The sequence below is a fragment of the Enterococcus sp. 12C11_DIV0727 genome (genome assembly GCF_002148425.2).
In the GTDB taxonomy this organism is placed as follows: Bacteria; Bacillota; Bacilli; order Lactobacillales; family Enterococcaceae; genus Enterococcus_L; species Enterococcus_L lemimoniae.
In genome coordinates this window covers 1,206,672-1,227,670 of the sequence record NZ_CP147248.1, presented here as the reverse complement: position 1 = coordinate 1,227,670, position 20,999 = coordinate 1,206,672, and the positions used below count along the sequence as shown (strand labels likewise).

Below are 20,999 nucleotides of genomic sequence, written 5' to 3'. Positions count from 1 at the left end.
AATAGAAAAACATGACTGAGGCGTTTTTTGCCTCATTCAGATTTTATCTTTTTTCCGAGGTGCTAGCTCATGAAGCTAGATAACAATAAAAGCGGAGCGGGCTCGTTCAGGCTCGTAGAAAAATAGGAAAATATGTTTGTGACGTTTTTTGTCACAGGTATATTTTATCTTTTTTCCTAGAGACTAGCTCGCGTAGCTAGATAATGCACGGTAACAACGTTTCGTTTCGCTACACCTTGTATTTTTCAACATCTTAATAACTGAAGGAAGCAACGTTCCTTTTAGTCACCTTGTACCATTCAACCTCAACTCAGTTCTTCGTTGTGTTTCTTGGCATGTTTCAAAGCAAAAGTAAAGCTTCATCCAACGTCGTAACACTTCTCAATCCTATCAACTCAATGTTACAGAAAAATGCCAAAACCACATATAAAAAAACAAGCGAAATTATTTACGCTTGTTTACCAGGTTTATAAAAATTTAAAACAAAAATCAATGTTTGGTGAACCAATCTTGCTTCAATCGTAAAACCATGTTCATTCATGATCGATTGAACAATGGATAAACCGAGGCCTGTTCCTGATAGGTTTTTATTGCGTGATTTCTCATGAACATAAAAGGCTTCCCATAATTTAGTTACATCAAAATTCGAAGTTAAAGAAGTTTGATTGCTGATTGAAAACTCAATAAAATCATCAGTTTCCCGCCAGCTTGCTTGAATTTCTTGATCCGTTGTATATTTAAGGCTGTTCGTCAATAAGTTTTCAAACACACGCTTGATCAAAATCGGATCGGCTTCGATCAAGGATAAAGGGCTATCAGTATCAGCTTCTAACAACATAATATTTTCCTCAGCTATGGTTGGACTAAGCGAGGTTACGGTTTGTCGCCAAGCATCTGACAGCTGTATAGGGACTTTGTTAATTGGCTGTTGCTGTTCTAATTTTGCGTAGTCTAACATTTGATCAACGATCTCATTCAGACGTTCAGTCTGTTGCAAGATTACATCTAAATAGGTTCCATCATCTAAATCATCTTCGATACCTGATCCATATGCTTTGATCAACGCAATCGGTGTTTTTAACTCATGTGTCAAATCGGCTGTAAATTGTTTGAGCTGTTCATTTTTAGCAAGTAAATTTTTTTGATAAGTGGCTAAAGCATAACTCATTTTATTGATACTTTGAGCTAATTCACCAATTTCATTTGCTGGGATGTCTTCAGTTGTAACGAAAGTCAGAGCAGTGATCTCTTCGGCTACTTTTTTTAAGTTTACCAATGGATCGGTTATTTTGCGGACAGTGATATAAATTAAGCTAATGATCAGAATCAAGGTTAAGCTTAAAGAAATAAAATTGAACGTATTGATCAAGCTGGCTGTTTCCGAAAAATTCACAGTGGAAACACCGACTAAATAAAAGGTTTGGTCAATGACTTGCATTTCAACTAAGAAACTGGATTTTTGTTTGCCTTGATCGAAATTACGCTGAATCGGCTGCGGGCTATTTTCTAGCTGATCTAACGTTTCCTGAGTGATCCAAAAGCGATTAAGCGCAACTTTTTTTCGATTTAATTCAATATTGAGTGATTCATTGAAATCATCTAGTGAACTCTGTTCTAAGCTTCGGCTAAGGATCGTAACTTGATTATTGTTTTCTAATTCAGCTAGTTGTTGCTCTGAATGAGCATTTTTCTGGATATCAGTCATGACGGAAGAAACTTTAGCTTCCATTTTGGAAAAATAGTAATGGGGAACGATCAGACTGTTTAAAATGAACATGATGATAAAACTACCAACAATGATCGATGAAAAAGTTAATGTTAGAGTCGTGCTGATTTTTCTAGTTTTCTTTTTCAATGAGATAGCCCACTCCTCTTTTAGTGGTGATGATCTCATCGCCGATTTTTTCACGAAGTCTTCTAATATGAGTATCTACAGTTCGTGCCACGCCATCATAATCCATGCCCCAAACACCGACTAAAAGCTGTTCTCTAGTTAGAATATGTCCGCGATTTTTGACTAACATCATCAACAAATCAAATTCTTTTTTTGTTAAATCCAATGCTTGTTCCTCTTTCCAAACTTTTAAATTAGCTGGATCGATCAACAACTCTTTTACATAAAATGAATGGGTCAAGCCTAGTAACTTTTTGACACGCAATAATAGCACTTGGGGATGAAAGGGCTTTGTAATGAATTCATCTGCACCACTGGATAAAGAAAGAAACTCATCTTCACCCGTCGTTTTAGCTGTTAGCATCAGGACTTTTAGAGAACTTTCCGCTTTGATCGTTTTGATGACAGCAATACCATCGATCTTTGGCATCATCCAATCAACAATGGCTAAATCTAATTTTTCTTGGTAAAAAATATCTAAGGCAGCTTCACCATCTAGCGCAGTAAAAACTGTAAAGCCAGCCTTTTTTAGATAAGCAATGACTATTTGAACCATTTCGGGACTATCATCGGCAACTAAAATATTCATACGTAAGGACTCCTTTTAAAGATCCGTTATTTTGTGTTTTAGAAAAAGAAACTGACAAACAATTAAAAGAGCAAAAAAGCTGATCAAGGGTAAATCTACAAAAATCAGGAAATAACTTGATGGATGTAAACGATCTGCGAGCGAAAAAGTTGAAAAATGTAGAAATGAACGATAAAGAATTTCAGCTGTAAGCAGTCCTAAGAGACAGCTCGGAACAATAAGCAATAAGGAGTCACAAAACGGCTCACTTGTTACTTGAAAAGCTGAACTACCCAATATTTTTTTAATAATGAACTCTTTTTTATCCAGTATCAATCTTCTATGGAAATGAATAAAGAGATAAAAAATGCCGAATAATAATAAACCAATACTGAAAATAAATAGGGTAGTGGTTAAACTATGTAATAAAGTCAGTAAACTATCGTTAGTATTTGACTGGGTGAAAAAATCAAAAGCTTCAGCTTCTCGCGCCGTATTTTCTTTCTCTACTTTGGCTAACTGGGTCACATTTATCCAACCGTGAAATAAGGAAGTCAAAAGAATGACATAAAGGAACGCAACAATACATTTAAAAACAGCAGCCCCTTTGTTTCGCAAGAGGATGGTGCAACTATCTTTTAACACATAATAAGCTTTATCCATACCAACAATACTCCTAATCACAAGGCTAACAAGGTTACTTGAGAACAGCTACAAGCCATCCCTTGGTTATTTATCATAACGATCCAATTTAAATTCAGCAATCAATTCAATCAATTTATTAGCATATTCGGGATCTGTCGCATAGCCACCATTTTGTAAAGCAACGGCTGCTTCACGATAATTTTTACTTGTTTTAATGGCATCATAGGTGCCACCTTTTAAAAACTCAACGTGGTCTGCCATGGATTCTTGGACTGTTTCATATTTTTTAAATGAATCATCAATGGTGATTCGTTCTCCATCAATAAACTCATCTGTAGGCATAATGCTCGATTGTTCATTAAAAGCGCCCTTGATCCCAAATAAATTTTTTGCTTCTACCGCTAAATCACTCCGGCCCCAATCTGATTCTAAGATCGCTTGGGCAATCGTGATACTGGCGAATAGATGGGTTTGCTTTTGTAAAAGTTTGGCTTCAGATGCTATTTCATCAATAAAAATCTGCTGATAAGCAGTGGCTTCATCTTGGATTGGTTGTTCTTCTCGATTAAAAAGAAGAAAAATACTAGCAAATGAAAGAAGTAGAATCAATAGTAATGGTAAAATATTTTGCTTTTTTAGAATTCCTTGATTCATAGAATAACCTCTTTTCTATATGTGTTATCTCTAGTATAGAGGTTGAATGTTACAAAAATATGCCAAATAAGTTAATAATTGTTGGACTTTCTTAAGAAATGATTCAGTTTGATTAAGAATAGATACAGTGAATTTTTTAGTTACATTTAAAACAGAAAGCAACCCTCTTTACAAGTAAGTAAAAATCATTTATGATTACTTTTTAAAAATACCCTTTAGGGTATAAATGGAGGAGTATATGTTTTCATTTTTCAAAGGAAATGCCACAAGTACAACCGAACTTCAACAAAAACTAGCTTCAAAACCAGAAATCCTTGATGTTCGAGAAAAAACAGAATTTGCTGCAGGTCATATTCCAGGTGCAAAAAATAATCCATTAGGGAAAATCGCATCATACAAAGCAAAAGAAAATCAACCTGTATACGTCATTTGTCAATCAGGTATGAGAAGTCGACAAGCAGTTAAAAAATTAAAAGCTAAAGGTATCGATGCAATCAACGTCAAATGCGGGATGAGTGCTTGGCGTGGAGAAACCAGAGGAGGAAAGTTATAATGCGTGTAGTGATTGTAGGTGGAGTTGCTGGCGGAATGTCAGTTGCAACTAGATTAAGAAGATTATCCGAAGAAATCGAAATCATTGTTTTAGAAAAAGGACCATATGTTTCTTTTGCAAATTGTGGTTTGCCTTATTATGTTTCAGGCGAAATCAGTGACCGTTCAGAATTGATTTTACAAACGCCTGAACAACTAAAAAAACGTTTTAATATCGATGTCTATCCAGAAACGGAAGCCATCAGTATCGATCGGAAAAATAAAACAATCGTAACAAACTCAAAAGGAAAAGAAGAACAAATCACTTATGATAAACTGATTCTTTCTCCAGGAGCGGAACCTGTCATTCCACCAATTGAAGGATTAGCTGATGCAACAAATGTCTATACATTAAGAAATGTACCTGATGTTGATAAAATCGTCACAACGGTAAAGCAGGAACGGCCTAAACAAGCGGTTGTGATCGGAGCAGGTTTTATTGGATTGGAAATGGCAGAAAACTTAAGTCACTTAGGAATTGAAGTGACTCTTGTTGAAGCCGCACCACAAATTTTACCGCCTTTAGATGAAGAAATGGCGGCCTTTGTTGAAAAAGAATTGAAACAAAAAGGCATTACGGTCTACACAGGAGCTGCCGCAACGGCATTTAAAGAGTCTGGTGAAAAAATCGAATTAAGTTCAGGTAAAACCATTACAAGTGACTTTACCGTCCTATCGATTGGTGTTAAACCATCTAGTGATTTAGCGGTTAAAGCAGGTTTAGCAACTGGTTTGCGAGGTGGAATTCTGGTGGATCAAACGTATCAAACCAATGATCTTGCTATTTATGCTGTAGGTGATGCAATTGTGGTCAAACAACAAATCACAGATGAAGACGCCTTGATTTCACTTGCTTCACCAGCTAATCGTCAAGGACGCCAAGTTGCAGACGTAATTGCTGGAGTAGCTCGCAAAAATCAGGGTAGCATCGGAACTGCAATTGTCCGAGTATTTGATCTTGCAGCAGCCAGTACAGGTTTAAGCGAACGCCAATTACGAAATAGCCAGCTAGAATATGAGGCTGTTCATACAACATCAAAAAGCCATGCGGGGTATTTTCCTGGTAATCATCCAATCGTGATGAAACTATTATTCCACCCTGTAACAGGTAAAATCTATGGTGCTCAAGCAGTCGGTCAAGATGGTGTCGATAAACGTATCGATATTATTGCGACAGCGATAAAGGCGGGACTAACCGTGATGGATCTACCAGAATTAGAATTTACGTATGCACCGCCTTTTGGTTCTGCAAAAGATCCTGTAAATATGATTGGTTATGCTGCAGCCAATATTATCGAAGGTTTTTCTGAGAATATTCAATACTATGAATTAAAAGAAGCAATCCAAAATGGCGCATTATTCCTTGATGTGAGAAATCCTGGTGAGCTAAAAACTAATGGCTCCCTGCCTTATGCTGTAAATATTCCACTAGATGAGTTAAGAGATCGTTTAGCTGCGCTACCAAAGGACCAAGAGATCATTGTCAGCTGTCAAAGCGGTCAACGCAGCTATTTGGCAGAACGAATTCTGAAAAATAATGGCTTTAACGTTAAAAATTTAGATGGTGCATTCCAAATATATAGTACAATTTACCCTCAGGAGGTTATAAAATAATGTATAAATCAATGATGATCGATGAATTTGAACAACTAGAAAAAAGAAATGAATTGGCAATTGTCGATGTGCGTGAAGAGGATGAATATGTTTCAGGACATATCAAAGGCGCAAAAAACATGCCATTAAGCCAGTTACAAGAGACAGCTACTTCGTTAGATAAGACCAAATCTTACTATATTATTTGTCATTCTGGCGGACGCTCACAAATGGCTAGTGAATATTTTGCCTCTTTAGGGTATGATGTTACTAATGTGATGGGCGGCATGTCTGCCTGGAGAGGAGACGTTGTGAATGGCTTGTGATCCTAAACTAGGAAATCGGCTAAAACGATCTGAAGGACAAATTCGTGGTATTTTAAAAATGATGGATGAAGGCAAAGAATGTCGCGAAGTTGTTACTCAGTTAATGGCAGTCCGTTCTAGTATCGATAAAGTCATTGGTCTTGTCGTGACTGAGAATCTGAAACAGTGTATGGAAGATGAAAACATCGACTTAGCTAGTGATGATCTAGCGAAAGCGTTGGAAATGATTGTAAAAACGAGATAAACTAAGAAAGTGGCAATCAACATTACGTTGATTGCCACTTTCTTAGTTTATGGTGATAGGGACCTTCATTCTTAAAAGCCATCCAGCTCTTTCTAACTCACCTAAAGAAACAGAAACTCTAGATTGAGAGGTACGGCAGAATTTTGAAAGAATCTCCTGCGTAATAAATGTTGGCAGCTCCAAATGTTCAGCAGCCGTTAAAAGACCAATATGATCGCTTAAATAATGCAAAGCGTGTTTGATCCGTTCAGTGGTTGGTAAATGAAGAAAATTGAAATAACCGTAATGTCGCTGGAAAATATCAGCAAAATTAGTCAGTAATAATTCATAATAATCTGGTTCTTTATTTAGTAAGCGCAGCAGTATTTCTTTGGATATAGCAAAAATCGTTGCCTGCTCACTAATGACTCGAATACTGTGCTCTTTTTGTTTAAAGGTAGAGAAGCTGTCTAACCCGAAAAAATCATTTTGAAAAATGAAAGAAGAAATATAGCGTTTGCCTTCATTTAGAATTTCAACGGAGATAACACCTTCAACAACATAATAAAAAGTGGATGATTTTTCATATTCATCAATGATCAAACGGTCTTTCTCATATGTTTTTTCAGTCCATTTAGTGAGCGGGTCTTGTTTTAAGTAGTCAACTAAAGCTGAATTGTTTTTATATAATTCGATTTTTGGCCTCTCCTCGTATTTATAATTTCAAGTACAAAAAGTATAACATAAACGGGTTATTTTTTGAGTCAAAATCTAAATAAATGGAACAAGCAGCAATTTATATCATTGATATGAATTGTTTTTTTTATTTCCTCTAAAATAAGTTTTATCAGCTGAGTGTGTGACATGAGCATTACAGTGAGTAACTAGAGAAGGGAGGATGCATGTGAATTATGACGGGAACAGACCCATCTACCAGCAAATCATCGAGCAAGTCGAACATTGGATCGCCAGTAATCATTGGCAGCAAAATGAAAAAGTTCCATCTGTTAGACAACTAGCCGAAGATCTAGAAGTAAACCCAACCACCATCCAAAGAGCTTACAGTTTACTAGAACAAGAAGAAATTTTAGTTAGTCAGAGAGGAATTGGTAAGTTAGTGACAGATAAAACCGAAAAAATCAGCGATTTACGCTTGCGCTTGATCGAAGCCCATTTAACAGCATTTATCACGTAATTACGAAAACTTGAGCTAACACAAAATGAAAAAGAGCATATCATTGAGCAGATTGTGAGGAGTGCAAATGAATAAATTACAAATAAAAAATATTGGTAAGCACTATCGAAAAAGTGTTTTTCAAGACCTGTCTTTTAACTTAAACGAGGGTCAGATTCTCGGAATCCTTGGGAAAAACGGCACAGGGAAAACAACCTTATTGGATTGTATTTCAGGACAAAAGCAAATAAGCAGCGGCATGGTCATGTACAATGACCAACCGCAAAGCAGTCTGGTATTTAAAACAAGTGTTGCTCATGTTTCAACCAAAAATTTTTTTGATGAAAGTGAAACGGTACAGCAGATTCTACTGGAATACACGCTTTTATTTCCAGATTTTCAGCTAGCAAAAGCTGTCGAACAATTGGAGTTGTGGTAGATTTCGCCTAAACAAAAATGGCAAGAACTTTCAGAAGGCAGCAAAGTTAAAGTCAAGATTGCTTGTGAATATGCCAAAGCGACAAGCCTTTTGCTATTAGATGAACCATTTGCCTATTTAGATTATTCCTCTCGTATCCAAGTGAAAAAGATGTTGAGAAGAGCCAGTGGTGAAAACAAGATGATCATAGTTTCGACTAATTTTATTGAAGATATGGATACATTGTTTACAGACGTTTTATTTATGAATCCATTTCGCTATTGCGAAGTGATCAATCTAGAAGACTTACGAGAACAAAAAGGAATGTCCCTGAAAGAAATCTATGAGGAGGAAGCCGATGATACATTTATTTAATTTTTACCATGAAAAAAGCAAGAAGTTCTTTTTTAGTAGTTTACTTTTGATTTTAATTAGCTATTTTGCCAAATACGTTTTTCAATGGATCATGCCTGAATCTCAGTGGGAACGTTTGCCGCTGTAGTGCTGACTTGGCGGATCAATCAGCTTGATATTCAGCCAAATCATCAAACCTTAGCAAGTACAGCAACACAGTCGACGTTAGAAAAAATCATTGCGAAGTATTTACTAGCTTATTTTCAAGTACTTGTAATTGGTACTGTTAATTTAGTATTTAATTTTACGACTGTTTCACTAGGAGTGATACAGCTGTTGATTATTGCATTAGAATTGGCCGTTTATCTAGCGAGCATGATCAGTTATGCCATTTTATTTAGAGGCGTGATCGCTAAACTTTGGTTACCAAATGTTTCCAAACCATTTGCTGTTGCAATCGGTTGGGTCATGATCGTTTTAATGAACGATGTGACACGTCATTATTTCCCTCAAAATCAGCTTTCAGGAGGGCAAAAGCAACGTGTGGCAATCGCCAGAGCACTTGCTAATGATCCAAAAGTAATTATCGCAGATGAACCAACAGGAGCTCTAGATTCAGTCACGGCTTCTGCGATTATTGACTTATTAAAACAATTGAGTAATGAAGGGACGTTAGTGATAACTGTTACTCATGATGAAAGTTTGATGGCTTACGCAACGAAAATTTTAAGAGTCAAAGACGGTCACATTTTAAGCGACGATCGAATCAAGACACCAGATTTCACTAAGACACAGTCGCAGCCAAAAGTTGCCTCTAGAGTTTCGCTTTCTTTAGGTGCTACCTTACAGCTAGTTAGTAAAAATTTTTTTAGTCGGATCTTGAGAAATCTGTTAGTCGCTTTCGGCACTTCGATCGGTATTACGGCAATTTTATTAGCACTGGGAATCGGTAATGGGATTACAGAAGTACTGGGTGATTTTTTTCAAACAGCCTATTCTCCCAATCAAATCACTTCTTATTATCAAGATCCAGAAAGAGGGGGACCGCCGAGACCTTCTGAATTGTTAAAAGGGGAAGAAATAAAAAAATTAAAAGAGCTCTATAAAAATGAAGGAATCACAGAAGTTTATGAGCGTGCCAATTTGGTGGGAATCCGCTTTAAATATGACGATCGATTAATTGAAAACTTAGCACCATCACAAATGGATGAAGCAAATTTAAATAAAGAAAGATATCAGACAAATACAGTGGCAGATGGCTATTTGTTAGCTGGAAATTTTATAAAAGCAGATGAAGCTGGTATTGTTTTACCAGCCTCTGTTGCAAGAGAAATCCTAGGCTTAAAAAGTTCAGAATTAACGCAAGAGAATGTGACACAGCTGATCAACAAGCCTATCAGACTAGTTTACCAAGGGCGAGAACAAGGAAGTGTAAATGGCTCAGTTGAGATCGAGACAGTTGTTAAAGGGATCACCTCACCAGATGAAGAAGGTTTTGTCCAAGGATTTATGGCCTCACCAAAAACCTTTGCGGAAATGATAAAGAGTATTGGGATCGATAAGCCGATCTATACGGTTGATGCTTTTGCAAAAAAAACAGAAGATGCTGAATCATTTATTGAAAAATATAAAGAAGATCCAGAATATGAAAATTATGCCATCACGAATGCATCTTCATTCTTAGATACATTTAAACAATTTACCGATATTATCGTTTATTTATTAGCCTTTATTGCAGGACTTTCATTGATCGTTGCCGGTGTGATGATAGCTGTTGTGTTATATATCGGAGTTGTTGAGAGGACGAAAGAAATCGGCGTACTGCGTTCTATTGGTTATAAAAAAGGCTATATCAAGCGTTTATTCAGGATGGAAGCAATCTACATTATGCTCTTATCAAATGTTATCTCAGTGGCTTTTGCTTATTTGATTCAAATTGTCGCAAACCCTGTCATCGAATCAAGTATCGGTTTTGACCAAGTGATTCAAATCGCACCGCTCAATGCGCTAGCTACGTTAGGGATCACTGGACTTTTAGGTGTCATTTTTGCCCTATATCCGGCAGCTAAAGCAGCAAAATTAGATCCAATAACTGCATTACGATACGAATAAAATCAGGAAAGTAGGAATAAAAATGAAAAAATTATGGGAAAATAAACTAATTAGATATAGCGTGCTCGGAATCCTTGTGATCGTTTTAGGAAGTGCTGGTTTTTTAGGGTATTACCGCTTGACCAGAGTTCAAGGAATTATTTCAAGTTGTGAAATCAATGGAGCACTGAAGGATAAACCAAACGTATACAAAGCAATCGTTTACACCCAAGATCGAGCGTTTAAAAATGAGGTGATAAATGAAGTGAAAAATAATTTAGCAAATGAAAATATCTATTTGAAAGTTGAACCAGTTGAAGAAATCGGAGAGAATAAGCTGGTGGATTGGGATAAAGTTATCATCTTATCTACTGTACAATCAAGCGACCCTCCCAAACCTGCTTTAGATTATATGAATAAGCATAAAGATGAAAAGAAACTGAGTATTTACTTAACGGCAGATTCAGGTGGGTGGTCAAAAGATCCTGGGTATCTAGATGTGACAACAGCAGCATCAAAATCAGAAAATATTACTGTGTTTAGTAGAAAAATCAAAGAATTTCTATTGAACTAAGAATAAGCCAAAATTTGGAACAAACAAAAAAATTATCGTAATGTTCGCTCTAGAATGTATAATTTAAGTGCAACACTAAAACTTGAAAGTAAAAAATCCTGTTATAATAGTGTTGACGAATTATATCGATTAGGAAGTATTCAGCTATGACTTCATACACACACCTTACGATACGTAAACGGGAAATGATCTTTCTCTATCATGGTTTTGGCTTTACTATTCGTAGAATTGGACGCTTAATCAAAAGAAGCCCTTCGACTGTTATGAGAGAACTTAAAAGGAATACTACAAAGTTTAGAGCCTATTCGCCTTCTCTAGCACAAAAATCGTATCATAATAACAAGCAAAAATGCGGAAGAAAGAAAATCTTGGATCACTCGCCTTATAAGGAAGCCATTCGTAAACTACTTTTTGAAGATCAATGGTCTCCAGAACAGATAGCGAATAGAATTAATTTAGAGAGTAATGAATCAGTTGTCAGCTATCCTACTATTTATCGTTCTATTTACAATGGTCTATTTGATGAAGGATTTCCTGAAGGTAGTCCTGGGACACGAAAAATGTTAAGACGAAAAGGAAGAAAATCAGTGAATAAAAGAATTGGTGATCGTCGTGGAAGATTTACTGATGTGAAAACGATTCATGAACATCCGACAAAAGCTGAGACTAGAGAAGAACTTGGCCACTGGGAAGCAGATACTGTCTTGGGACATCGAGGAAAATCATGTCTTGTAACACTAGTTGATCGAAAATCTCGATTTTTGCTAGCGGGAAAAATTCCTAAAAATGATTCAATTTGCGTAAGGGATATGATTGTACAATTGTTATCTCCTCTAAACAAAAAGCAATGCAAAACTATTACGCCAGATAGAGGACCAGAATTTGCAAAGTATAAGTACTTCAGTAGAGTATGCGGTATTGATTGCTACTTTGCAGATCCTTGGTCTCCATGGCAGCGTGGAACGAATGAAAATACAAATGGATTAATGCGAGAATACTTGCCCAAACGTTCGGATATGACACCCGTATCAGAAAAATACATCGAATCTGTTGTTTACTAACTAAATAATCGACCTAGAAAGTGTTTAGGTTGGAAAACACCACATGAAATTTTTTATGATGCGTCGGCAAGAGCAATTCAAATTTGTTGATTATTGTGCTTTTCTATTAACAATTTTTTAAGTAAGAAAAGAAGTTTAGTAAGGTTGACTTTTTTATAGAATTTATACAAAGGACTGATTTAATGCTATTACTAGAGAAAATAGAACTTACTCGATTTTCTCCAACCGAAAAAATGGTTGTAGATTTCATGTTGGAAAAGCGAGAATCGATAGAAAAATACTCTGCAACCATGATTGCTGGAGAAACATATACTTCGCCTTCCTTGCTATCAAGAATAGCAAAAAAGCTTGATTTTAACGGCTGGAGTGAATTAAAAAGAGAGTTCTTAAATGAGATAGCCTATTTAGACTCAAATTTCAAAAATTTGGATGCAAATTTACCATTTAAAAAAAGTGACTCTATTATGGCAATTACTAATAAAGTGGCGCAACTCAAAACTGAGAGTCTGAAGGATACACTTACACTAATAAACCATGATTCTTTAAAGAAGGCGATTCGACTAATTGAAACTCATGATACTGTAAAGATATTTTGTCTTTCTAATTTGATATTTTTAGGAGAAGAATTTGTCTTTAAGATGAGACATATTAATAAAAAGGCTGAAATTTACCCAATCCAAAATACAATGTTTCAAGAAGCTGTTATGACAACCAATAGAGACTGTGCCATATTTATTTCTTATTCTGGTGAATCTGATCCACTGTTTAAAACAGTTCAGCTGCTTAAACAAAATGAGGTCCCAATTATTGCTATTACAAGTATTGGAGACAATCAACTATCTAGGCTCGCTGATATTACGCTACATGTCACTACACGAGAAAAATCATTTTCAAAAATTGCTGGTTTTTCTTCTATAGAGTCTATTTCCTTAGTTTTGGACGCACTATATTCCTGTTATTTTGCTATCAATTATGAAGAAAACTATGAGTATAAAATAAAATTGGCACAAGCTACAGAGCTGCGCCAAATAGATAATCAAATTGTTCGTGAAGACAGTTAGTTTTTAACGGAAATCCATTCGTTATCAATGTAACTTTTTAAGCTTTCTTCTATTACTTCCAAAGTGGAATATTCAGGAGAATAGTTGATTCGATCTTTTGCATTTTCAATACTGTATTTTCCACTTCTAGCAATATGAAAATAGGTTTTATCAATATAATCTTCATTATTTATAAACTCACACCACTTTTCCCAAGATAAGAATTTGATCTTGGGCTCTTTTTTAAAATAGTGATAGGTAGCTTGCGCATAACCAAAGAGAGTGAGTGAATCTTCTGCTACGGCATGAAAACTTTCTCCCAATGCTGACTCTCTATGCTTGATAGCATCCACAAATATTTGTGCCACATCACTAGCGTGAACATGATGTAATGTCTCCATTCCAAAATTTGGTAAGTAAATCACCTCACCATTTGCTATCTTTTGAAAAATCTCTGGATCATGATTAGCCAAAGGATTAATGATTGTCCATTTAGGGCCGGATATTTGTCCTGGCATAATAATAGTCGCTGGAAATCCGTTTGTGTAATATTCATTTTTTAGTAACTTTTCACTCTCATATTTTTGGATACCATACTCGTCTAGTGGATATTTTTTGCTATTGGGATCTGTAGGAAGAATCGTTGCTCGTCCATGAGCCCAAATAGAAGAGCAGTACAGATAGTGACTAATATCTGTTTCTTTCAATGCTGCAACCATTAACCGAGTATCTTCTACAGTGAAATTAATTAAATCAATGACAATATCTCCTTTTAATGCTGCAATTTTTTCTGGAAAATTAGGTTCTTTGCTTCTGTCCATAGTGATATGCGTTACCTGTTTCCATAAGATATCTTCTGTGTAAGGCTTACTCTTTCCTCGGCTGATTGCTATTACTTCATAGCCTGCTCTTATTAGTTTTGGAACTAAATATGATCCTATGTGACCATATGCACCTATTACAATAGCTTTCATGTGATAATTACCTCCTTCAATTTGGTTTAAGAGTATCATTTTTATTCTGCTATAGACATAGTTTTGCGTCATTTTAGAAAGTCTTTCTAAAAAAAATGAAAAGAACTTCTTTTTTTTGTGAAAATCGATTACAAACTCCTAAAGCCAAAACTTTTTATAATGTTGCACTTAATTAGACAATTCTAGCTTGTAAAAAGAACATATGTTTGCTATCCTGTTATTCATAAGGAGGGATCATTATGAGCGCAACATTCAACGTGACAAGATGGGATGAACAACCAGTAGATGAACAAAAGATCAATTTTCCAGTGAATCGAGTTCAGGCAGAATATGAACTTGAAGGGGATCTAGAAGGCAAAGCTTGGGTCGAGTATCTTCTTTATTATTTAGAAAGCAACAAAGAAGATGGACACCTTGCAACAGCACGAATATCAGGATTTCTTCACTTTGAAGGCCAATATAAAGGAAAAACAGGAACCTTTACAGCGGCTGAAAAAGGAATTTTTGATAAAGGATCACTTGATTCACCAGGAATGATCATTAAAGGTACAGGAGAGTTACAAGCCTTGACGGGGTCTTATCAATATGATTTTGTTGGCGAAAACAGTAAGTTGATCTTGGACTTTAAGGCTGATGAATAATCTATCTAGATTATTTTATATTATGCATTATTTAACCATGCATAATAAAGCAAACGCGACAATTTTGGCAGAGCAACTGGAAGTATCGACTCGTACGATCTATCGAGATATTGATACACTGTCTTCCTTAGGTTTTCCAGTATATGCTCAAAGTGGACGAGATGGCGGAATCCGTTTGTTGGATACGCATCATCTGTCCGCAACGTTTGTGGATGATGAAGAGCAAGATCATATTATGGTGGACTTGCAGAATTTAGCCGCTACCAATCTAAAAAGCATTACCCCATTAATGAATAAGCTTTCCTCCTTATTTAAGAAAGAAGTCGAACCTTGGATCGATATTGATTTTTCAACATGGGGACGAGAAGATGAAGCAACTGTAATCGAATTGATCACTAAAGCAAAAAATCAAAAAAATGTATTACTTTTTCCTATACGAACGGAAAAGGAAAAAAAGCTAACAGAGAAGTCATGCCAAATAAATTGATCTTCAAACAAAATGCCTGGTACTTGGCAGGCTATTGTTGTGCTAGAGAAACGACTCGACTATTTAAATTAAGACGGATGAAGGATTTGCTAATTTCAGCAAACAATATTGATGATGCTTATTTGATCAAAGACTATCAACCAGAATCTGCCAAGATATGTGTTGAGTTTAAGATAAAAAATGCCCTGTTTTACCGCATACAGGAAGACTTAACGAATATTGAGTTCGAGCAAGTGGGTGAATTCACCAAAGTCAAAACTTGGCAGCCAGAAGGTACGTGGCTGACTACTTATTTATTGTCATTCGGCGCGGCGGTTGAAGTGGTGAAGCCAATTGAATTGAAAGAGAAAATCAAAGAAGAGATCACGAAGATCACTCAAATTTATTTTTAATTCGTTTATTCAATTATTTCTATTTTTCCTCTTGAAAGAATGCTGATTGATTGAGATAATAGCAAAGAAAAGAGGGAGCATATGGGACAAATTTGGCTTGAACGATTACTTCGTTGGAATGCAAAGATTCAAAAATTATTGGTAGGACGATACGCTCAAATGGATCGATTGAGCAATATGCTGATGAAAAGCACTCTAGTTTTATTATTGCTCAATTTAGTTTTACCAACATCGATCGCTTTTTGGCTAGCAGTAGCGCTATTAATCTGGATCAACTACCGTTTTTTTTCAAAAAGAATTTATCCGCGTTCGAATGAAAATACTCGTTATATTTTAAAAATGCAGCAATTAAGAAAAAAATTCAATCGTGTAAAAGAAAGAGTCAACACACGTAAGACGTATACTTTTTTTAAGTGCTCCAATTGTAAACAACAATTGCGAGCACCAAAAGGAAAGGGTAAAATCAAAGTAACTTGTTCAAGTTGTAAACAACAATTTACTAAAATAGTATGAAGAAAAACTTCTGAGAAGCTTCTAAAGCTCAGAAGTTTTTTAATTTATATAAAAAACGAACGATAAATCTATTTATAAGTATTTCGTTCTGATTTTTTGTTAATAATTGAACAAATTATGATATAATGAAAAAAACTCATTTTGCTTTGAAACACAGTGAACTGATGTTGAAAAGTACTGGGTGAAATGAAGCGGAACGTTGTCACTATATGTTATCTAGCTTCATGAGCTAGCACCTCGGAAAAAAGATAAAAATCGAGTGAGACAAAAACGCCTCAATCAATTTTTCCTATTTTTCAGTCGGTGCTAACCAAGCTCATTCAGCTTTTAAAATTAGGAGGAATTTATATGCGTGCAGTATTAACAGTAATTGGTAAAGACAAGGTTGGAATCATAGCTGGTGTTAGTCATAAATTGGCTGAGCTTGATATGAACATCTTGGATGTTTCGCAAACAATCATGGACAGCTATTTTACAATGATGATGGTGTTAGAAATCTCTAAAGACAAAAATAATTTTGAAGAAATTCGTTCTGAGCTGAACACTCTAGGTGAAAAATTAGGTGTGACCATTAGTATTCAAAACGAAGAGATTTTTAATGTTATGCATAAACTATAATAATTATCAGTTCCGCGGGTTTGTATCTCGGAAAAAAAGTAAAAATAGAGTGGGATAAGAAATGTCTTAATCGATTTTTCCTATTTTCCTGTCAAAGTTGGACGAGCCCGCTAAGCTTTTAAAACTATCTAGCTTCACGGACTAACCTCTCGGGAAAAAGATAAATTATGAATGAGGCAAAAAGCATCTCAGTCATAATTTCCTATTTTCCAGTCGAGGTTGAATGAGCCCGCTAAGCTTTTAAAACTATCTAGCTTCATGAGCTAGCACCTCGGAAAAAAGATAAAGATAGAGTGAGACGAGAACCATCTCAATCGATTTTTTCTGTTTTTCAGTCGGTGCTGACCGAGCTCATTCAGCTTTTAAAATTAGGAGGAATTTTTTTGGAGACGAATCAAATTCTAGAAACGATCCGTATGATTGAAGAAGAAAATTTAGATATTAGAACCATTACAATGGGGATTTCATTGTTAGATTGTATTGATAGTGACAGTGATCGAGCTTGTCAAAAAATTTATGACAAAATAACGCGTTTAGCGAAGAATCTAGTCAAAGTTGGAGAAGAGATCGAATCTGAGTATGGGATTCCGATCATCAACAAGCGGATTTCTGTAACGCCGATTGGAATTGTAGCGGCAGCTAGTTCGGATTCAAATTATGTTAAATATGCGAAGGTTTTAGACAAAGCGGCTCGAGCGGTTGGGGTTAATTTTATCGGCGGATTTAGTGCTTTAGTTGAAAAAGGGTATCAACACGGAGATGAGATTTTGATCAATTCTATTCCGCAAGCTTTAGCTGAAACTGATTTTGTTTGTTCTTCTGTAAATATCGGCTCAACAAGAGCTGGAATCAATATGGATGCTGTTCGTCATATGGGGTATGTCATCAAAGAAACGGCGGCCCAATCTGATATGGGCTGTGCTAAATTAGTCGTATTTGCAAATGCGGTGGAAGATAATCCCTTTATGGCGGGTGCTTTTCATGGTGTGGGAGAAGCTGATTGCGTAATCAATGTTGGTGTCAGTGGACCTGGCGTTGTCAAACGTGCGTTAGAGAAGGTCAAAGGAGAACCTTTTGATGTAGTCGCAGAAGTTGTCAAACAAACGGCATTTAAAATTACTAGAATGGGTCAACTAGTTGGGAAAATTGCGTCAGAACGTTTGAATGTTCCCTTTGGCATTGTGGATCTATCGTTAGCTCCAACGCCGGCTGTGGGTGATAGTGTGGCTTATATTTTAGAGGAGATGGGTTTAGAAAGTGTTGGGACGCATGGAACGACTGCTGCACTAGCTTTATTGAATGATGCAGTAAAAAAAGGAGGCGTGATGGCATGTAACCATGTTGGAGGATTATCAGGTGCGTTTATCCCTGTTTCAGAAGATGCAGGAATGATCGATGCAGTCAATAATGGTGCACTGAATTTAGAAAAATTAGAAGCAATGACGGCAATTTGTTCCGTTGGTTTAGATATGATCGCTATTCCTGGTGAAACATCAGCAGAGACGATTGCCGCAATGATTGCAGACGAAGCAGCAATCGGTGTGATCAATCACAAAACAACAGCTGTTCGTATCATTCCAGCTGAAGGAACAAAAGTTGGTGATATGGTCGAGTTTGGTGGTTTGCTAGGAAGAGCACCCGTTATGAAAGTTAATGATTATGCTTCAACAGACTTTATTATCCGTGGTGGCAGAATCCCTGCACCAATCCATTCATTTAAAAATTAGATTAGAAAAAATGAGTATAACTATTTGTTATAAAAAGATATATGGTATAATAAAAACATAGATAAACTATATTCATTATAGAGTGAACGAATAGTTATTGAACATAAAAAAGGAGATTTTAATGCATGGAAATAAAACGTCAACAAGAAGTCGTAGAGGCTTTTCATTATGATATGCGTACCCAAGATATGGAAGAAGTCGAAACAGATCTTAGAGTTGGTTTTTCACCAATCGAATCAACTGATGAAAATTATCCAAAAGAAAATTCAATTATCGCAGCTCGTTTAGAGTTTCGTCTATTTTTTGAAGAGTATGTTTTATCAGGTTCAGTTAGTCAAATCAATCATGTGATCAATCATAAGATTGAAAACCAAGAAGATATCTCACAAGAAGAAGTCGATGAATTAGTTAGTCCATTATTCAGCATTGTTCAACGTATGGCGTATGAAGTGACTGAAATTGCATTGGATAAACCAGGGATTCAATTGAACTTTCAATCTGCACCAGAACAGTAACTTAAATAAAGTAAAATCGAAGAGTTTGTGATAGTTAAAAACTATCACAAACTCTTTTTGCTATCATATTAGAGACAAAATAATACCCCATGACCTATTAAATCAGGTACAATAGACATATCACTGAAAATGAATTACTTTTATTTTTAGGGGGCTTGTTGAAGAATGATCCCCGGGAACCTTTACTTCCTTTGATGTACTTGTCATTTGTATTATCTAGCTTTATGAGCTACTACCTCGGAAAACGATAAAATATGGATGTGGCAAAAAACACCCCAGTCCTATTTTTCCAGTTGATACTAGGCGAGCCCGTTCAGCTTTTAATACATCTAGCTGCGCAAATCAATTCTTAGGAAAATAGATAGATTATCAATGAAACATAGATTGTTTCATTGCCAATTTCCTAATTTTCTACAGGATTAATCTATTTGCTACGCTTATAAATTTAGGAGGGAAAAAAATGACAACACTCATCACTGTTTTAGTGGTCCTTGCTTTTCTTGCAGTGTTATACGTTTTTTATCGTATGCAAACAAAACACTATAAGTTCTCTACACGTGTTTTTGCTGCATTAGGTGTCGGTATTGTATTAGGTGCAATTATTCAATTCGCATTCGGTACCCAAGACAAAGTTACTACGCAAGCAATGGAATGGATCGGTATTGTAGGTAATGGTTATGTAGCATTTTTACAAATGCTCGTAATCCCCTTAGTTTTTGTTTCTATCGTAGGAGCTTTTACTAAGATGAAAGAATCCAAACAACTAGGAAAAATCAGCTTCAATGTATTGGCAACATTGCTAGGTACAACCGCTGTGGCTGCGTTGATTGGAATCGGAACAACATTATTATTTGGACTACAAGGTGCGCAATTTACTCAAGGAACGGCAGAAACGGCACGAATTGCAGAACTTGCAACGAGACAGGAAACCGTTGAAAATCTATCGATTCCACAACAAATTTTAGCTTTTATTCCTAGAAATGTGTTTGCAGATTTTGCAGGGACGCGTCCAACAAGTACAATTGGTGTGGTGATTTTCGCAGCTTTTGTCGGTGTGGCATATCTAGGCGTAAAAAGAAAAGCACCGAAAGAAGCAGAATTTTTTGCTAATTTGATCGACAGTCTTTATAAGATCACAATGCGTATCGTAACCTTGGTTTTACGTTTAACACCTTATGGGGTTTTAGCGTTGATGACCAACGTTGTTGCAACTAGTGATTTTGATGCGATTCTTAACTTAGGAAAATTTGTGTTAGCTTCCTATACTGCGTTGATTATTGTAATGCTTGTTCATCTATTGATTTTAGTGGCAGTAAAAGTAAACCCGGTGAATTATTTGAAAAAATCATTCCCAGTATTGAGTTTTGCTTTTACATCAAGATCAAGTGCTGGAGCATTACCTTTAAATATTGAAACACAAACAAAGGCTCTAGGTGTTGATGATGCAACAGCGAACTTTGCTGCAAGTTTTGGCTTATCCATTGGTCAAAATGGTTGTGCTGGTGTTTATCCTGCAATGTTGGCGACGATCGTTGCACCAACTGTGGGAATCAATGTCTTTAGTTTAGAATTTATTTTAATGTTAGTTGCAATCGTCACAATCAGCTCATTTGGTGTAGCTGGTGTCGGCGGTGGAGCAACATTTGCTTCATTGATCGTTTTAGGTGCTATGAATTTACCGGTCGCAATCGTTGGTTTAGTTATTTCTGTAGAGCCATTGATTGATATGGCAAGAACTGCTGTTAACGTTAGTGACAGTATGGTAGCTGGTATCGTGACAAGTTCTCGAATCAACGAATTAGATCGTGACGTATTAAATGATCGTAACTTAGTGATTGAAGAAAATGTTTAAGATGTGATCCGCTTCTTCTTCCCCAAGAGAGTTATAATAAAAAAAGTAAGATCGTTTAAACGATCTTACTTTTT

Annotated in this window: 25 protein-coding genes and 1 pseudogene; 20 read left to right on the top strand and 6 right to left on the bottom strand. The window is 36.0% G+C overall.

Going from position 1 to position 20,999, the window contains the following annotated elements:
• Nucleotides 1–448 precede the first annotated feature (448 nt).
• The 4 genes from A5866_RS05920 to A5866_RS05905 all read right to left on the bottom strand — a co-directional run bounded on the left by A5866_RS05920 (nt 449) and on the right by A5866_RS05905 (nt 3,761).
• Entirely contained in the window at nt 449–1,855 is a 1,407-nt protein-coding gene (locus tag A5866_RS05920) for a sensor histidine kinase (RefSeq protein WP_086444090.1), read from the bottom strand.
• On the bottom strand, nt 1,839–2,483 hold the full coding sequence (locus A5866_RS05915) for a response regulator transcription factor (RefSeq protein WP_086278872.1): 645 nt from the start codon (nt 2,481–2,483) through the stop codon (nt 1,839–1,841). The genes A5866_RS05920 and A5866_RS05915 overlap by 17 nt, the downstream gene beginning before the upstream one ends.
• Nucleotides 2,484–2,498: 15 nt before the next feature.
• Nucleotides 2,499–3,125 (bottom strand): FtsX-like permease family protein, encoded by a 627-nt coding sequence (locus A5866_RS05910; RefSeq protein WP_086278873.1) that lies wholly within the window; start codon nt 3,123–3,125, stop codon nt 2,499–2,501.
• Nucleotides 3,126–3,191: 66 nt separating this feature from the next.
• Nucleotides 3,192–3,761 carry a glycoside hydrolase family 73 protein gene (locus A5866_RS05905; RefSeq protein ID WP_086444091.1) on the bottom strand — a complete coding sequence of 190 codons (570 nt, stop codon included), beginning with the start codon at nt 3,759–3,761 and terminating at the stop codon, nt 3,192–3,194.
• A gap of 238 nt (nt 3,762–3,999) precedes the next feature.
• Here A5866_RS05905 and A5866_RS05900 point away from each other — a divergent pair, with 238 nt between their 5' ends.
• Genes A5866_RS05900 through A5866_RS05885 form a run of 4 tightly spaced genes read left to right on the top strand, consistent with a single transcriptional unit; the run spans nt 4,000 to nt 6,515 of the window.
• Complete coding sequence (locus tag A5866_RS05900; RefSeq protein ID WP_086278875.1) at nt 4,000–4,314, top strand: rhodanese-like domain-containing protein; 315 nt, start codon at nt 4,000–4,002, stop codon at nt 4,312–4,314.
• Entirely contained in the window at nt 4,314–5,966 is a 1,653-nt protein-coding gene (locus A5866_RS05895) for an FAD-dependent oxidoreductase (RefSeq protein WP_086444092.1), read from the top strand. The genes A5866_RS05900 and A5866_RS05895 overlap by 1 nt, the downstream gene beginning before the upstream one ends.
• On the top strand, nt 5,966–6,271 hold the full coding sequence (locus A5866_RS05890) for a rhodanese-like domain-containing protein (protein ID WP_086278877.1): 306 nt from the start codon (nt 5,966–5,968) through the stop codon (nt 6,269–6,271). Before A5866_RS05895 ends, A5866_RS05890 begins: the two co-directional genes overlap by 1 nt.
• Nucleotides 6,261–6,515, top strand: a complete 255-nt coding sequence (locus A5866_RS05885) for a metal-sensitive transcriptional regulator (RefSeq protein WP_086278878.1) — start codon at nt 6,261–6,263, stop codon at nt 6,513–6,515. Before A5866_RS05890 ends, A5866_RS05885 begins: the two co-directional genes overlap by 11 nt.
• Nucleotides 6,516–6,557: 42 nt before the next feature.
• Here A5866_RS05885 and A5866_RS05880 read toward each other — a convergent pair whose 3' ends face one another.
• A complete protein-coding gene (locus tag A5866_RS05880) occupies nt 6,558–7,190 on the bottom strand; it encodes a Crp/Fnr family transcriptional regulator (RefSeq protein ID WP_086444093.1) in 633 nt (210 codons plus the stop codon).
• Between the two features lie 208 nt (nt 7,191–7,398).
• Here A5866_RS05880 and A5866_RS05875 point away from each other — a divergent pair, with 208 nt between their 5' ends.
• From A5866_RS05875 to A5866_RS05840, 8 genes and pseudogenes are all read left to right on the top strand, one after another.
• The gene (locus tag A5866_RS05875) at nt 7,399–7,689 is read left to right on the top strand and encodes a GntR family transcriptional regulator (RefSeq protein ID WP_254907259.1); all 291 of its coding nucleotides are present in this window, start codon (nt 7,399–7,401) and stop codon (nt 7,687–7,689) included.
• A gap of 67 nt (nt 7,690–7,756) precedes the next feature.
• Nucleotides 7,757–8,107 (top strand): ATP-binding cassette domain-containing protein, encoded by a 351-nt coding sequence (locus A5866_RS05870; RefSeq protein WP_254907532.1) that lies wholly within the window; start codon nt 7,757–7,759, stop codon nt 8,105–8,107.
• 90 nt (nt 8,108–8,197) lie between these two features.
• Nucleotides 8,198–8,461 (top strand): hypothetical protein, encoded by a 264-nt coding sequence (locus tag A5866_RS05865; RefSeq protein WP_254908750.1) that lies wholly within the window; start codon nt 8,198–8,200, stop codon nt 8,459–8,461.
• Nucleotides 8,445–8,588: a hypothetical protein gene (locus tag A5866_RS05860; protein WP_339099751.1), complete on the top strand. Its 144-nt coding sequence runs from the start codon at nt 8,445–8,447 to the stop codon at nt 8,586–8,588. The genes A5866_RS05865 and A5866_RS05860 overlap by 17 nt, the downstream gene beginning before the upstream one ends.
• Entirely contained in the window at nt 8,567–10,552 is a 1,986-nt protein-coding gene (locus A5866_RS05855; protein ID WP_254907533.1) for an FtsX-like permease family protein, read from the top strand. Before A5866_RS05860 ends, A5866_RS05855 begins: the two co-directional genes overlap by 22 nt.
• A 22-nt stretch (nt 10,553–10,574) precedes the next feature.
• Nucleotides 10,575–11,105: a hypothetical protein gene (locus A5866_RS05850; protein ID WP_086444094.1), complete on the top strand. Its 531-nt coding sequence runs from the start codon at nt 10,575–10,577 to the stop codon at nt 11,103–11,105.
• A 146-nt stretch (nt 11,106–11,251) separates the two neighbouring features.
• Nucleotides 11,252–12,256: pseudogene (locus A5866_RS05845) on the top strand (IS30 family transposase).
• Between the two features lie 92 nt (nt 12,257–12,348).
• On the top strand, nt 12,349–13,227 hold the full coding sequence (locus A5866_RS05840; RefSeq protein WP_086278883.1) for a MurR/RpiR family transcriptional regulator: 879 nt from the start codon (nt 12,349–12,351) through the stop codon (nt 13,225–13,227).
• On the opposite strand, the gene A5866_RS05835 is transcribed toward A5866_RS05840, so the two are convergent.
• Complete coding sequence (locus A5866_RS05835) at nt 13,224–14,180, bottom strand: NAD-dependent epimerase/dehydratase family protein (protein ID WP_086444095.1); 957 nt, start codon at nt 14,178–14,180, stop codon at nt 13,224–13,226. The genes A5866_RS05840 and A5866_RS05835 overlap by 4 nt on opposite strands.
• Before the next feature lie 239 nt (nt 14,181–14,419).
• Here A5866_RS05835 and A5866_RS05830 point away from each other — a divergent pair, with 239 nt between their 5' ends.
• The 8 genes from A5866_RS05830 to A5866_RS05795 all read left to right on the top strand — a co-directional run bounded on the left by A5866_RS05830 (nt 14,420) and on the right by A5866_RS05795 (nt 20,925).
• On the top strand, nt 14,420–14,821 hold the full coding sequence (locus A5866_RS05830) for a DUF3224 domain-containing protein (protein WP_086278885.1): 402 nt from the start codon (nt 14,420–14,422) through the stop codon (nt 14,819–14,821).
• The gene (locus A5866_RS05825; RefSeq protein ID WP_254907263.1) at nt 14,814–15,308 is read left to right on the top strand and encodes a helix-turn-helix transcriptional regulator; all 495 of its coding nucleotides are present in this window, start codon (nt 14,814–14,816) and stop codon (nt 15,306–15,308) included. The genes A5866_RS05830 and A5866_RS05825 overlap by 8 nt, the downstream gene beginning before the upstream one ends.
• Complete coding sequence (locus tag A5866_RS05820) at nt 15,242–15,700, top strand: WYL domain-containing protein (RefSeq protein WP_254907636.1); 459 nt, start codon at nt 15,242–15,244, stop codon at nt 15,698–15,700. Before A5866_RS05825 ends, A5866_RS05820 begins: the two co-directional genes overlap by 67 nt.
• An 81-nt stretch (nt 15,701–15,781) precedes the next feature.
• Nucleotides 15,782–16,213, top strand: a complete 432-nt coding sequence (locus A5866_RS05815; protein WP_086444096.1) for a hypothetical protein — start codon at nt 15,782–15,784, stop codon at nt 16,211–16,213.
• Between the two features lie 348 nt (nt 16,214–16,561).
• A complete protein-coding gene (locus tag A5866_RS05810; protein ID WP_086444097.1) occupies nt 16,562–16,831 on the top strand; it encodes an ACT domain-containing protein in 270 nt (89 codons plus the stop codon).
• Nucleotides 16,832–17,214: 383 nt separating this feature from the next.
• Nucleotides 17,215–18,558 carry a PFL family protein gene (locus A5866_RS05805; RefSeq protein ID WP_086444098.1) on the top strand — a complete coding sequence of 448 codons (1,344 nt, stop codon included), beginning with the start codon at nt 17,215–17,217 and terminating at the stop codon, nt 18,556–18,558.
• A gap of 125 nt (nt 18,559–18,683) precedes the next feature.
• Nucleotides 18,684–19,073, top strand: coding sequence for a DUF1149 family protein (locus A5866_RS05800; RefSeq protein ID WP_086444099.1), 390 nt, complete (start codon nt 18,684–18,686; stop codon nt 19,071–19,073).
• A gap of 460 nt (nt 19,074–19,533) precedes the next feature.
• Nucleotides 19,534–20,925 carry an L-cystine transporter gene (locus A5866_RS05795; protein WP_086444100.1) on the top strand — a complete coding sequence of 464 codons (1,392 nt, stop codon included), beginning with the start codon at nt 19,534–19,536 and terminating at the stop codon, nt 20,923–20,925.
• Nucleotides 20,926–20,999: the final 74 nt, after the last annotated feature.

Excerpts from the sequence above, each read along its gene's own strand:
- A5866_RS05870 (WP_254907532.1), top strand. The coding sequence starts at position 7,757 with ATGAATAAATTACAAATAAAAAATATTGGTAAGCACTATCGAAAAAGT.
- A5866_RS05795 (WP_086444100.1), top strand. The coding sequence starts at position 19,534 with ATGACAACACTCATCACTGTTTTAGTGGTCCTTGCTTTTCTTGCAGTG.
- A5866_RS05815 (WP_086444096.1), top strand. The coding sequence starts at position 15,782 with ATGGGACAAATTTGGCTTGAACGATTACTTCGTTGGAATGCAAAGATT.
- A5866_RS05830 (WP_086278885.1), top strand. The coding sequence starts at position 14,420 with ATGAGCGCAACATTCAACGTGACAAGATGGGATGAACAACCAGTAGAT.
- A5866_RS05900 (WP_086278875.1), top strand. The coding sequence starts at position 4,000 with ATGTTTTCATTTTTCAAAGGAAATGCCACAAGTACAACCGAACTTCAA.
- A5866_RS05910 (WP_086278873.1), bottom strand. The coding sequence starts at position 3,125 with ATGGATAAAGCTTATTATGTGTTAAAAGATAGTTGCACCATCCTCTTG.
- A5866_RS05825 (WP_254907263.1), top strand. The coding sequence starts at position 14,814 with ATGAATAATCTATCTAGATTATTTTATATTATGCATTATTTAACCATG.
- A5866_RS05885 (WP_086278878.1), top strand. The coding sequence starts at position 6,261 with ATGGCTTGTGATCCTAAACTAGGAAATCGGCTAAAACGATCTGAAGGA.
- A5866_RS05840 (WP_086278883.1), top strand. The coding sequence starts at position 12,349 with ATGCTATTACTAGAGAAAATAGAACTTACTCGATTTTCTCCAACCGAA.
- A5866_RS05835 (WP_086444095.1), bottom strand. The coding sequence starts at position 14,180 with ATGAAAGCTATTGTAATAGGTGCATATGGTCACATAGGATCATATTTA.
- A5866_RS05915 (WP_086278872.1), bottom strand. The coding sequence starts at position 2,483 with ATGAATATTTTAGTTGCCGATGATAGTCCCGAAATGGTTCAAATAGTC.
- A5866_RS05860 (WP_339099751.1), top strand. The coding sequence starts at position 8,445 with ATGATACATTTATTTAATTTTTACCATGAAAAAAGCAAGAAGTTCTTT.
- A5866_RS05905 (WP_086444091.1), bottom strand. The coding sequence starts at position 3,761 with ATGAATCAAGGAATTCTAAAAAAGCAAAATATTTTACCATTACTATTG.
- A5866_RS05800 (WP_086444099.1), top strand. The coding sequence starts at position 18,684 with ATGGAAATAAAACGTCAACAAGAAGTCGTAGAGGCTTTTCATTATGAT.
- A5866_RS05890 (WP_086278877.1), top strand. The coding sequence starts at position 5,966 with ATGTATAAATCAATGATGATCGATGAATTTGAACAACTAGAAAAAAGA.
- A5866_RS05850 (WP_086444094.1), top strand. The coding sequence starts at position 10,575 with ATGAAAAAATTATGGGAAAATAAACTAATTAGATATAGCGTGCTCGGA.
- A5866_RS05810 (WP_086444097.1), top strand. The coding sequence starts at position 16,562 with ATGCGTGCAGTATTAACAGTAATTGGTAAAGACAAGGTTGGAATCATA.
- A5866_RS05895 (WP_086444092.1), top strand. The coding sequence starts at position 4,314 with ATGCGTGTAGTGATTGTAGGTGGAGTTGCTGGCGGAATGTCAGTTGCA.